11 protein-coding genes are annotated in these 12,135 nt (G+C 64.2%); 9 read left to right on the top strand and 2 right to left on the bottom strand.

The features are described from left to right. Nucleotides 1-113 precede the first annotated feature (113 nt). Nucleotides 114-1,805 carry a di-heme-cytochrome C peroxidase gene (locus NDB2M1_RS02575; protein WP_216233929.1) on the bottom strand — a complete coding sequence of 564 codons (1,692 nt, stop codon included), beginning with the start codon at nucleotides 1,803-1,805 and terminating at the stop codon, nucleotides 114-116. A gap of 467 nt (nucleotides 1,806-2,272) precedes the next feature. On the opposite strand from NDB2M1_RS02575, the gene rplO reads away from it, so the two are divergent. The 5 genes from rplO to gdhA all read left to right on the top strand — a co-directional run bounded on the left by rplO (nucleotide 2,273) and on the right by gdhA (nucleotide 7,612). Then, entirely contained in the window at nucleotides 2,273-2,791 is a 519-nt protein-coding gene (gene rplO / locus NDB2M1_RS02570; RefSeq protein WP_054121089.1) for a 50S ribosomal protein L15, read from the top strand. Nucleotides 2,792-2,966: 175 nt separating this feature from the next. Continuing rightward, nucleotides 2,967-4,334 (top strand): preprotein translocase subunit SecY, encoded by a 1,368-nt coding sequence (gene secY / locus NDB2M1_RS02565; protein ID WP_072379276.1) that lies wholly within the window; start codon nucleotides 2,967-2,969, stop codon nucleotides 4,332-4,334. Nucleotides 4,335-4,402: 68 nt separating this feature from the next. Next, nucleotides 4,403-5,047: an adenylate kinase gene (locus NDB2M1_RS02560; RefSeq protein WP_072379274.1), complete on the top strand. Its 645-nt coding sequence runs from the start codon at nucleotides 4,403-4,405 to the stop codon at nucleotides 5,045-5,047. A 48-nt stretch (nucleotides 5,048-5,095) separates the two neighbouring features. Then, entirely contained in the window at nucleotides 5,096-6,088 is a 993-nt protein-coding gene (locus NDB2M1_RS22845) for an SRPBCC family protein (RefSeq protein WP_072379272.1), read from the top strand. Between the two features lie 168 nt (nucleotides 6,089-6,256). Further along, entirely contained in the window at nucleotides 6,257-7,612 is a 1,356-nt protein-coding gene (gdhA, locus tag NDB2M1_RS02550; protein ID WP_072379270.1) for an NADP-specific glutamate dehydrogenase, read from the top strand. Nucleotides 7,613-7,625: 13 nt separating this feature from the next. Here gdhA and NDB2M1_RS02545 read toward each other — a convergent pair whose 3' ends face one another. After that, nucleotides 7,626-8,915, bottom strand: coding sequence for an MFS transporter (locus NDB2M1_RS02545; RefSeq protein ID WP_072379268.1), 1,290 nt, complete (start codon nucleotides 8,913-8,915; stop codon nucleotides 7,626-7,628). Nucleotides 8,916-9,307: 392 nt separating this feature from the next. Between NDB2M1_RS02545 and rpsM the strand changes: the two genes are divergently transcribed. The 4 genes from rpsM to rplQ all read left to right on the top strand — a co-directional run bounded on the left by rpsM (nucleotide 9,308) and on the right by rplQ (nucleotide 11,968). Beyond that, entirely contained in the window at nucleotides 9,308-9,676 is a 369-nt protein-coding gene (rpsM, locus tag NDB2M1_RS02540; RefSeq protein ID WP_054121125.1) for a 30S ribosomal protein S13, read from the top strand. 53 nt (nucleotides 9,677-9,729) lie between these two features. After that, nucleotides 9,730-10,119, top strand: a complete 390-nt coding sequence (gene rpsK / locus NDB2M1_RS02535) for a 30S ribosomal protein S11 (protein WP_008065643.1) — start codon at nucleotides 9,730-9,732, stop codon at nucleotides 10,117-10,119. A gap of 122 nt (nucleotides 10,120-10,241) precedes the next feature. Next, complete coding sequence (locus NDB2M1_RS02530) at nucleotides 10,242-11,306, top strand: DNA-directed RNA polymerase subunit alpha (protein WP_054121094.1); 1,065 nt, start codon at nucleotides 10,242-10,244, stop codon at nucleotides 11,304-11,306. 236 nt (nucleotides 11,307-11,542) lie between these two features. Continuing rightward, complete coding sequence (gene rplQ / locus NDB2M1_RS02525; RefSeq protein ID WP_054121095.1) at nucleotides 11,543-11,968, top strand: 50S ribosomal protein L17; 426 nt, start codon at nucleotides 11,543-11,545, stop codon at nucleotides 11,966-11,968. Nucleotides 11,969-12,135: the final 167 nt, after the last annotated feature.

Here is a 12,135-nt window from a genome sequence, read left to right as displayed (position 1 = left end):
GGGGCGGCTGCCGTCTCGCGTATTCAGCCGCATCCTTCCTTATCTGCGCATGCCCGCAGTCGCACCGGACCTGCGGCCCCCGCATGTCTGCCAGGACCGAGGCCGTTGTCGGGTCAAAGCGTTTTCAGATACTCGAGCAGTGCCTTCTTGTCGTAGGCGGCAAGTCCTGTCCCGTACTCATGCCCGCAGCGGCTGTTGCCCGAATCGCGGGCCTCGCAGCCGGTTGTCGTGCGGGCATAGCGCGATGTCGGCTGCGTGATCGCCAGCCCGGCGCGTTCGGGATCGTATTCTGGGCCCACAGCGAACGTGACAGGACGCTCTGCGGCCGGCTTCAGCAAGTCCTCCAGCGTCGGCACCGAGCCATTGTGAAGATAGGGTGCTGCAGCCCAGATGCCGGTCAACACACGCGCTTCGTAGCAATAGGGCTTGTCGGTCTTGTTGCAAAGCGGATCCTCAACGGTCTTGCCGGTGCGGAACGCGCCGTCGAGCAGGGGGACAAGCGCCCGGAAGTCGAGGTTGGCGCCGCTGCCCTTGAACACTTCCTTGCTGGCGTTGAGCACGCCGCCTTGCAGCAGGGCGTTGACCACCGAAGTCTTGAGCATCTTGAGCACCTTGTCGGTGGCCTGGATCCGGTCGCCGCTCAGCGGGATCTGCATGCCGTTGAGCACGCCCGAGCGTCCTTCGCGATCGAGGATCTGATACTCGCGCGAATCCGTGCCGACATCCTGGACCGGGGTGGCCCACGTGTTGCCATTCAGAAAACGCGGCTTGCCGTTGGTCAGTTGGTGGCATTCCGCGCAACCGCCCATCGCCGATGCGCTTTCGAAGATGAGGCGTCCGCGCTTGGCGAGGTCTGCATCAATGCGCCAAGGCCACTTGGGCAAGGGGATCTTGCCTACGAGGTTCTCGAGCTTGCCCAGGCCGACAAAGTTCGCCGAATTGGTCTTGATGAAGTCCCCGCGCGAGAACGGACGGCTGAGTGGCGCGGATGACGGATGGAAGGTGGCGAACACCCCGTAGACTTCACCCAGATTGCGCGCGAGACCGAACAGGTTGTCCCCGTTGTCCGCAAATCCCGGCCACTGGGTCTTGTCCTGAAGCGTGGCGTTCCAGATGAACGGGTACCGGGTCGGGGCGTCGGCCAGCTGGATGTTGTCTTCAAGCAGATAGGACGGCGGAGGCCCGACATCGAGGCCCGCGACGCGGTTGAGGATCATGGCAACGGCATCGAGGCGGCCAAGACCCCAGAGATCAGGACGTCCATAGGCCTTTTGTGCCAGTGCATTTTCCCGGTCGAACCAGACCTTGACCGATTGGCGCAAGGCCTTGCGCTGCGCCGCGTTTGCTTTCGGTCCAAGCACGGCATCGGCAAAGGCCGGAAACGCGTCGTCGCTGTTGACCCGGCCCACCGCAGCAACAAGATCGGTCAGGAACTGCTGGAAATCGGATAGCGCCGGGCCGCCGTCGATCCGGTAGTGGTTTGTGCCGAGGCTGATCTCGCGCGTGTGGCACGCTGCGCACGTCATGCCGACATAGCTTGCGCCTTTGAACTGCGTCGTTGTGAACCCGATCGGAAGTCCATCCGTCCGCGCGGGATTGGCGAGGTAGCCGTAGCGGGTCAGGCTGCCTGCAAGAAACGGCTGTCCATCAGGGCCGGTGAGCGCCTTCAGCCATGCAGCCGGGATCAAAGTCGAACCCTGATCCTGCGAATAGAATGCAGTGCGCTCGGCATCACCCCAAGCGGGGCTGTTCTGCAGATAGATCGGTCCTGGCGAACTCTCGTTACCTTGCAGCTGTGCCAGCACCGGAGCGCGGATAAGGAGCGATACTCCTGTGAGGCAGGCCAGAAGCAAGAAAGATTTGCGAAAGAATCGAATGGTTTTCGAAGAGTTATCCATATTCCCCTCCCGATACTGCAACGAAAAAGGTGTTCTAGAGAACTAGCGCCAATATGGAGACAAAAAGGGCGAATCAAAAACCTCAAACGGGGATATAAAACCACGGGATGACTATGGGAGCAAAACAAAACATCGCCTGCTCGCAGATCTATGGTTCATGCAATACCTTTTTCGGTGTCCGGCGATTCATGTGGTGCCTACCGATCGGAGGTGGTCGCGCCGACGATGTGTTTCACCGCCCGGACCCCGACTTGAAGCGACCGCAACGGTTGCGGCAGAAAACGGTGGCGCAGTAGGGCGTGACATTCGCGCCCGCTTCGCCTAAGGCCCCGCCTTCCATCAGCGCGACTCAAAGCGAAAGCGAGTGCTACACCATGACCAAGCTTAACGAACTCTCCGACAACTATGGCGCCCGCAAGGGCCGCATGCGCATTGGCCGCGGCATCGGCTCGGGCAAGGGCAAGACCGGCGGGCGCGGCGTCAAGGGCGCCAAGGCACGTTCGGGCGTGTCGATCAACGGGTTCGAAGGCGGCCAGATGCCGCTTCACATGCGCATCCCGAAGCGCGGCTTCAACAACATCTTCGCCAAGGACTACGCCGAGGTGAACCTCGGCATGATCCAGAAGGCGATCGACAGCGGCAAGCTGGCGACTGACGGCGTGATCGATCACGCCGCGCTCAAGGCTGCCGGCCTCGCTCGCGGCGGCAAGGACGGCGTGCGCCTCCTCGCCAAGGGTGAACTCACCACCAAGGTCAGCTTCCACGTCGCCGGCGTCAGCGCCGGTGCCCGCGCTGCGGTCGAGGCGCTCGGCGGCTCGGTCACGCTGCCCGAAGCGCAGCCCAGCGAGCACGAGAAGAAGACGGCCCGCCGCGAGGCGAACAAGGCCAAGTAAGGACCACGCGGGGGGCTGGTGGATAACCGCCCCTCGTTTGCGTTTTGCGGCCCTTTCGTGCTGATAAATCGAAGGGTCGGGGGTTCGACATTGCCGAACCCTACCTATATGGGCTAGCCACATAGGCACTGCGTTTTGCCGCAGTCAGCCCAGCAGCAAGGCTTGAAACCCGAACATGGCATCCCGCGCCGACAACATCGCCAGCACGCTCAATCTGGCCAATTTCTCGAAGGCGACCGAACTCAAGTCGCGCATCTGGTTCACGGTGGGCGCGCTTATCGTGTTCCGCTTCCTGAGCTTCGTGCCGCTGCCCGGCGTCAATCCGATGATCCTGGAAGAGCTTTACAAGCGCACCCAGGGCGGCGTGCTCGATATCTTCAACGCGTTTTCGGGCGGCTCGCTCCAGCGCATGAGCCTGATCGCATTGGGCGTGATGCCCTACATCACCGCCTCGATCGTCGTGCAGCTCGCGTCCTCGCTCCATCCGGCGCTCGCCGCGCTGAAGAAGGAAGGCGAAAGCGGGCGCAAGAAGCTCAACCAGTACACCCGCTACGGCGCGGTGTTCCTCACCGCGATCCAGGGCTACTTCCTCGCCGTCGGCCTCGAAGCGTTCAGCGCGTCGAGCGGCCTCCAGGCAGTGGTCGATCCCGGCTACATCTTCCGCATCGGCGCGGTGATCAGCCTCATCGGCGGCACCATGTTCCTGCTCTGGCTGGGCGAGCAGATCACCAGCCGCGGCATCGGCAACGGCACGTCGCTGATCATCATGGCCGGCATCGTCGCCCAGATGCCGACGTTCTTCGGCAACCTGTTCGAACAGGGCCGCACCGGCGCGACCAGCCCATTCCTGATCGTCGGGATTGTCGTCCTGCTTGTCGGTGTCGTCATCGGCATCTGCTTCTTCGAGCGCGCCACGCGCCGCCTGCTGATCCAGTACCCCAAGCGCGTCACCCAGCGCGGGATGATGGCGGCGGACCGCAGCCACCTGCCGCTCAAGCTCAACACCGCCGGCGTGATCCCGCCGATCTTCGCCTCGTCGCTGCTGCTGCTGCCGCTCACGATCACGCAGTTCGCCGGTCGTTCGGTCTCGCCCGACAGCACCATGGGTCAGTTCATCGTCGTGCTGAACCAGTACCTTGGCCACGGCAAGCCGGTCTACATGGTGCTCTACGCGCTCGGGATCGTGTTCTTCAGCTTCTTCTACACCGCGATCGTGTTCAATCCGGAAGAGACGGCGGATAATCTGAAGCGCAACGGCGGGTTCATCCCCGGCATTCGTCCGGGCAAGAACACCGAGAAGTATCTCGACTATGTGCTGACGCGCATCACCGTGCTGGGCGCTGCCTATATCACCGTGGTCTGCGTGGTGCCGGAGGCGATCATGGCGGAAACCGGCATGGGTTCGCTGTTCTTCGGCGGCACCAGTCTGCTGATCGTGGTCAACGTGACGGTGGATACCATTACGCAGATCCAGTCGCACCTGTTGGCGCACCAGTACGGGGATCTGATCAAGAAGGCCAAGCTGAAAGGCCGCATGCGCTGAGCCAGCCGCCCGGGGGTCGGGCGGGGAAGCTTGAAAGACAGCGAGCGGGTTATGAGGGGATTGCAGGCGTGAACATCATCCTGTTGGGACCGCCGGGAGCCGGCAAGGGCACCCAGGCACAGCGGCTTGTCGAGCGGCATGGCATGAAGCAGCTCTCGACGGGCGACATGCTGCGCGCGGCGGTCAAGGCCGGCACCCCGGTTGGCCTCAAGGCCAAGGCTGTCATGGAAGCGGGCGAGCTCGTATCGGACGAGATCGTCTCGGCGCTGATCGGCGATGAACTCGATGCCATGCCCGCCGGTATGGGCGCGATCTTCGACGGCTATCCCCGCACCGCGCCGCAAGCGGAATCGCTTGATGCCATTCTCGCCTCACGTGGCCGTGCGCTCGATCACGTGATCGAACTCGAGGTCAACGAAGACGCGCTCGTCGAGCGCATCACCGGCCGCTACACCTGCGCCACCTGCGGCAAGGGCTATCACGACAGGTTCGAGAAGCCGGCCGCCCCCGGCACCTGCGACAAGTGCGGCGGCCACGAGTTCAAGCGCCGCCCGGACGACAACGAGGAAACCGTGCGCACGCGCATGGCCGAATACCGCGCCAAGACCGCGCCGATCCTCCCGATCTACGAAGCGCGCGGAATCGTCAGCCGGGTCGACGGAATGGCGGATATGGACGCCGTGACAGGTGCCATCGAGGCCATTCTCGTATAAGCACCTAAGTCGGGGCACCTAAGCGGGTGCGCAGGCAGGGGGCTGAACATGCGGGATATCGGGCGTGAGCTATGGGGCCTGGGCCTCGTCATGGCAGCGCTTGCTCTCATGTCTGCTCCCGCACGCGCCGAGGTGGTGAGCCGGACCGAGACTGGCTTCGTCATCCGTCTGGCCAGCGAAGTAACCGCAGCACCGGCGGATGCCTGGAAGACCATCCTCACCCCTGCGCAGTGGTGGCAGAGCCAGCACACCTTTTCGGGCGACGCCGCCAACCTGACGCTCGATCCGCAAGTCGGCGGCTGTTTCTGCGAAGTACTCCCGCGCCCCGAGGGTGCACCCGTCACGCAGAAGCCCGGCGGCGTGCAGCACATGCGCGTCATCTACATCGAACCGCCGCGCGCCCTGCGCCTGTCCGGTGCGCTCGGCCCGCTGCAGAGCGAGGCGCTGGCGGCGACGATGACGATCACCGTCAAGCCCACCGAGAAAGGCTCGCGCGTGCTGTTCGAATACGTTGTCGGCGGCTTCATGCGTTACAAGGTCGATGAAATCGCGCCGGCAGTGGACCGCATGCTGACAGCGCAGCTCGCCAGCCTGGCCGGAAAGCTGGGTCCCGTTGCCGAACCGGTGGCCAAACCTGCGCCGGAGAGTGATGCCCCCGCCAGGGACGAACCTGCCGTGCCGGTCGTGCCGCTCAAGGGTGCCGAACGTTTCAGCCTGCCTCCCAAGGGCGGCAAACCCGCACCCAAAGCATCGGCAAAGCCGGAACCCAAATCTGAGCCGAGCGCTGAACCTGCTCCGGCAACCACCAAAACCACCGCAGCACCGGCGCAAACCGCGAAAGCGCCCGTCAAGGCCGCCTATATGGCTCCGGCCAAGCCCATCGCTGTCATGCCTGCCAAGGCGCCAGCCAAGGCGGCCGCGAAGCCCGCACCAAAGCCCGTCAAGAAGCCTGCGCCAAAGGCTCCCGATCCCGAGGATGACGCGCACCGCGATGCCAATGCCGCCTTCGATGCGGCGCTCGGTTCCACTCCCAAACCATGAGCCCGCGCGCTGTGCGCGGGCGCACTGTCCTTCGTAACAAAACCGGATAGAACGTCGAACAGGACAAGCGCGACTCGCCGGGCACGACCGGGCGGGCGAGCTGTCCGCAAGGTGGGTCGCACGCAAACCCGAAGCCGATGTCCGGCTTCGCGCAAGGGGGAGAATGCTGTGGCCGTATCCGATCACGTCGACCTGCCGACCTTCATGGAAGGTGTGAAGAAGCGCAATCCGTACCAGCCGGAATTTGTCCAGGCGGTGCAGGAAGTCGCCGAAGACATCTTCGATTTCATGGCGGACAAGGAGCAGTATCACGCGCAGCAGATCCTGCGCCGCATTGCCGAGCCTGACCGCGTCGTCTCGTTCCGCGTTTGCTGGGAAGACGATGCGGGCAACATCCGCGTCCAGCGCGGCTGGCGCGTGCAGAACAACAACGCGATCGGTCCCTACAAGGGCGGCATCCGCTTCCATCCCAGTGTCACCGAAAGCGTGCTCAAGTTCCTCGCCTTCGAGCAGACGTTCAAGAATGCGCTGACGGGCCTGCCCATGGGAGGCGGCAAGGGCGGCTCGAACTTCAATCCCAAGGGCAAGAGCGTGCGCGAGATCATGCGCTTCTGCCAGTCGTTCATGACCGAACTCTATCGCCACATCGGCGCCGACGTCGACGTGCCGGCGGGCGACATCGGCGTGGGCGGGCGCGAGATCGGCTACATGTTCGGCCAGTACAAGCGCATCACCAACCAGTTCACCGGCGTGCTGACGGGCAAGGGCCTCGAATGGGGCGGCTCGCTGATCCGCACCGAGGCGACCGGCTACGGCGCGGTCTACTTCCTCGCCAACATGCTGGCGACGAAGGGCGAGGACCTTGTCGGCAAGACCGCGGTCATTTCAGGCTCGGGCAACGTGGCCACCCATGCGGCGGAAAAGATCGTCCAGCTGGGCGGCAAGGTGCTCACGCTGTCCGATTCCGGCGGCTACATCCACGATCCGGACGGCATCGATCAGGCCAAGATCGACTGGGTGAAGGACCTCAAGAACGTCCGCCGCGGGCGCATCGAGGAATATGTCGCGGCCTTCCCCAAGGCGAGCTTCGTCAAGGGCAAGACCCCGTGGGGCGTCCCCTGCGATGTCGCGCTGCCCTGCGCCACGCAGAACGAACTGCTGGGCGAGGACGCCAAGATGCTCGTCGCCAACGGCTGCAAGGCCGTCGCGGAAGGCGCCAACATGCCGACCGACCTTGACGGCGTGCACACCTTCAAGGCCGCGAAAATCCTCTACGCGCCGGGCAAGGCGAGCAACGCCGGCGGCGTCGCGGTCTCGGGCCTCGAGATGAGCCAGAACTCCGAACGCCGCTCGTGGAAGGAGGAGGAACTGCAGCAGATGCTCAAGGACATCATGCTCGGCATCCACCAGTCCTGCCTCGAATACGGCGATCAGGGCGGCGGCTATACCGACTACGTCAAGGGCGCGAACATCGCCGGCTTCAAGAAAGTCGCCGACGCGATGCTGGCCTTCGGCGTGGTGTGACAGCGGCGCCGGGTCAGCCTTGAGACAAGCCCAGGCTGGCCCGGCGCGCCACCAGCCCCATCAGCGCCGAACCGGCTGCCACGGGGATCAGCAGCGCCACGCCCAGCGCGTAGCTGCCGGTCCAGTCTGCCAGCACGCCCCATAGCAGCGGCCCGAAAAAGGCGCCGGCCTGCGCGATGGTGTTGGTCATGGCGAGACCCGCAGCCCGGTCTGCCGCCGGAACCAGCCGGCTGACGATGGCCAGCGGCAGCATCCCGGCGGTCTGCCCGGCGGCGAGGAACACGATATAGCCGCAGATCGTGCTCGCAGCCGTTCCGCCCAGCCACAGCACGGCAAGTCCCGCCGCCGCCGTCAACATCAGCCCGGCATAGGCGAGCAGAGAGCGAGGCACTGTCCGCCCTGCCAGCAGGCTCACCGACAGAAGTGCTGCCGCCATGGCGACGCCGCCCGCCGAGACGACCCTGCCGACACCCGCCACATCGTATCCGGTCCCGTGCGCCAGCAGCTTGGGCGCGGAAAACGCCACGGCATTCACCGCAAGATAAAGCAGCGCATTGGCAAGGCCGAGCATCAGCACGAACCGGTTCGCCAGCGCCCGCAGGATATTGTGCGAAGCGGGGCCCGCTGCCTCGGCCTCGCGCTTCAGCACGCCTTCCAGCCAGCGCTGTTCCGCGTCGTCCAGCCAGCGCACCGAACCTGGCCGGTCGGGCAGGGCGAACAGCAGTACGATGGCGAGCAGCACCGAGGGCAGGCCTTCGATCACCAGCAGCCATTGCCAGCCGTGCAGCCCCAGCCAGCCGTGCATCGCCAGCAGCGGCGCGGCGATGCTGCCCATCACGATGTAGGACAGCGGCAATGCGATGTAGAACCGGCTTACGGCCCACGCGCGGTGCTCGCCGGGAAACCAGATCGAAAGATAGAAGATCACCCCGGGATAGAACCCGGCCTCCGCCACGCCGAGAGCAAAACGCATCGCGTAGAATTGCACGGGCGTCTGGACAAACGCGGTGAGGATCGAGATCAGGCCCCACGTCAACATGATCCGCGCCAGCCAGACGCGGGCGCCGAACCGCGCGAGGAGCAGGTTGGAGGGCACTTCCAGCAGGGAATAGCCGAGGAAGAACGCCGAGGCGCCCATGCCGTAGATTGTCTCGCTGAAGCCGAGGTCGGCGTTCATCGTCGTGGCGGCAAAGCTGATGTTGGCACGATCGACCAGCGCGACGAAATAGCTCAGCAGGATCAGCGGCAGCGTTCGCCACGCGATCCTGCGGATCACCGCGCGCTCGTCGATCTTTGCCGTCATTCGCGCAAGGCCCCCAATTCCTCGCGCCGAGGCTAGCAGGGCGCGGCGAAACGACAAGCGGGGCGGCCTCTCGGAAATGGTCCGTTACGACGCGGCCTTTGACCTCGGCCGTCCAATACGGTATAATCTCTACATCATCGACCGCGGCCGTGCCCCCGAGGCACGAGGGCCACGCTTTGGTGCGTCTTAATGGTTGACGCATAATCCGAATCGTCCTAAGCGCGCCATTCACTCGATACGACAGGGGTAAAACCGTCGGTTGGGAATCCCGGATTTTTCAGGGTTCCTTCTGGCGATGCCGCTTTCGTGCACCGGGTGTTTCGCGATGAGATGGGGTCTGGCCCGGCGCTTCCCGCGTTGCCGTCATCACCCTGTGGAGCATGGAGAAACAAGTGGCTCGTATTGCCGGGGTCAATATCCCCACCAACAAGCGCGTGATCATTGCGCTGACCTACATTCACGGTATCGGTGCGCACAAGGCCAAGCTGATCGCCGACAAGCTCGGCATCGATCACACCCGCCGCGTGCAGGATCTGTCGGACGCCGAAGTGCTCCAGATCCGCGAAACGATCGACGCGGAACACACTGTGGAAGGCGATCTTCGTCGCGAAACCGCGATGAACATCAAGCGCCTGATGGACCTCGCCTGCTACCGCGGCCTGCGTCACCGCAAGGGTCTGCCCGTTCGCGGCCAGCGCACCCACACCAACGCCCGCACCCGCAAGGGCAAGGCCAAGGCGATCGCCGGCAAGAAGAAGTAAGGCGGCTCGAGCCCCGACTTCTCAGCACCATTTCTCGACAGGAATTCAGTACAATGGCCCGGGAACCTCAGCGTATCAAGCGGCGCGAGCGCAAGAACATCACCAGTGGTGTCGCGCACGTCAACGCCAGCTTCAACAACACCATGATCACCATCACCGATGCACAGGGCAACGCCATTTCGTGGTCGTCCGCCGGCATGATGGGCTTCAAGGGCAGCCGCAAGTCGACGCCCTATGCCGCGCAGGTCGCGGCTGACGATGCGGGCAAGAAGGCTGCCGAACACGGCGTGCGCACGCTCGAAGTCGAAGTGAAGGGCCCCGGTTCGGGCCGCGAAAGCGCGCTGCGCGCGCTGCAGGCGGTCGGCTTCACGATCACCGCGATCCGCGACGTGACGCCGATTCCGCACAACGGCGTCCGCCCGTCGAAGCGTCGCCGCGTCTGATCCTGCCTTTGGCGGGCGGCAACGCGGGGCGCGTCCCGCGTTATGCGCCCGCCCCATTTTCTGACCGGCATTGGCCTTCACGCCAGTGGCCGGTCTCCTCCGATAAACCCTAGGGGAATTCCATGACTGTCAACATCAAGAACTGGCAGGAACTGAAGAAGCCCAACTCCCTCGAGATCAAGCCCGGCAACGATGCCAAGCGCCGCGCGACGTTCGTCGCCGAACCGCTTGAGCGTGGCTTCGGTCTCACCCTCGGCAACGCGCTGCGCCGCGTGCTGCTGTCCTCGCTGCAGGGCGCAGCGGTTACCTCGATCAAGATCGAGAACGTGCTGCATGAATTCTCCTCGCTCGCCGGCGTGCGCGAGGACGTGACCGACATCGTGCTCAACGTGAAGCAGATCGCCATCCGCATGCAGGGCGAAGGCCCGAAGCGGCTCCAGCTCTCGGCCACCGGCCCGGGCGAAGTGAAGGCCGGCGATATTGCCGTCAGCGGCGACATCGAGGTCATGAACAAGGACCTCGTGATCTGCAACCTCGACGAGGGCGCGACGTTCAACATGGAACTGACTGCCGACACCGGCAAGGGCTACGTTCCCGCCGTGTCGAACCGTCCGGTCGATGCGCCGATCGGGCTGATCCCGGTCGACTCGCTCTACTCGCCGGTTCGTCAGGTCTCCTACAAGATCGACAACGCCCGTATCGGCCAGGAGCTTGACTACGACAAGCTCAGCCTGACGGTCGAAACCGACGGCACCGTCACGCCGGAAGACGCGGTGGCTTATGCCGCCCGCATCCTGCAGGACCAGCTCTCGCTCTTCGTGCACTTCGACGACCAGCTGCCCACCGGCCACGTGCCGGCGATGGGTGGCGGCATGGCCGTCCACACGCCCGAGGAAAGCGACGCGAACCAGCTCAACCGCTACCTGCTCAAGAAGGTGGACGAACTGGAACTGTCGGTCCGCTCGGCCAACTGCCTCAAGAACGACAACATCATCTACATCGGCGATCTCGTGCAGAAGACCGAAGCGGAGATGCTGCGCACGCCGAACTTCGGCCGCAAGTCGCTCAACGAAATCAAGGAAGTGCTTTCCTCGATGGGTCTGCGCCTCGGCATGGACATCCCGGGCTGGCCGCCCGAGAACATCGAAGAGATGGCCAAGAAGCTCGAGCAGGAGCTGCTTGGCTGAGCCGCCCGTCCGCAAGCGACATTTTGCAAAGCAGAATGGTAGCTTGAGGACGGAACAGCGGCCAGCTCGGCCAGCGGCCCAACGGGCCGTCTGACGTCACGGGATTTACTCCCGTGACGGCCTGGCCGCAAAACAGGTTTCGCCTCCCATGGAGGCAAGGGTGGATCGGCGGACACCCCAAAAAACCGCCTGGTACGGGCTACCTGATACGGGCCCCTAACGAACGGAGAAGACCGATGCGTCACAAGCTGGGCCAGCGCAAGCTGGGTCGTACATCCTCGCACCGCCGCGCGCTGATGCGCAACATGGCGGCCGCGCTCATCAAGCATGAGCAGATCACCACCACGCTGCCCAAGGCGCGCGAACTGCGCCCCTACATCGAAAAGCTGATCACGCTGGGCAAGCACGGCGGCCTTTCGAACCGCCGCCTCGCGCACGCCCGCCTGCTTGACGACGCGCAGCTCGCCAAGCTCTTCACCACGCTGGCCGAACGCTATGCCGGCCGCGCCGGTGGCTACACTCGGATCATCAAGGCCGGTTACCGCGCTTCGGACGCCGCTCCGATCGCCGTGATCGAGCTGGTCGACCGCGACACCAGCGCCAAGGGTCTGGACTCGGGCCCGGTGATGACCGCGGATGAGGACGAATTCGAGGCGGCTTGAGTCCGCCAGATCCCGCAAGGGAACCTGGGGGCGGGGCCGCAAGGCTCCGCCCTTTTCATTTGCGCTGCAGTCTAAGCCCTCGTCATTGCGAGCGCAGCGAAGCAATCCAGAGCGGCACGCGCATACGCTCTGGATTGCTTCGCTGCGCTCGCAATGACGGATATACA

It is taken from the genome of Novosphingobium sp. NDB2Meth1 (assembly GCF_900117425.1).
In the GTDB taxonomy this organism is placed as follows: Bacteria; Pseudomonadota; Alphaproteobacteria; order Sphingomonadales; family Sphingomonadaceae; genus Novosphingobium.
Note: the sequence above shows the minus strand (reverse complement) of the source record. Positions and strands in the feature narration are given on the sequence as shown.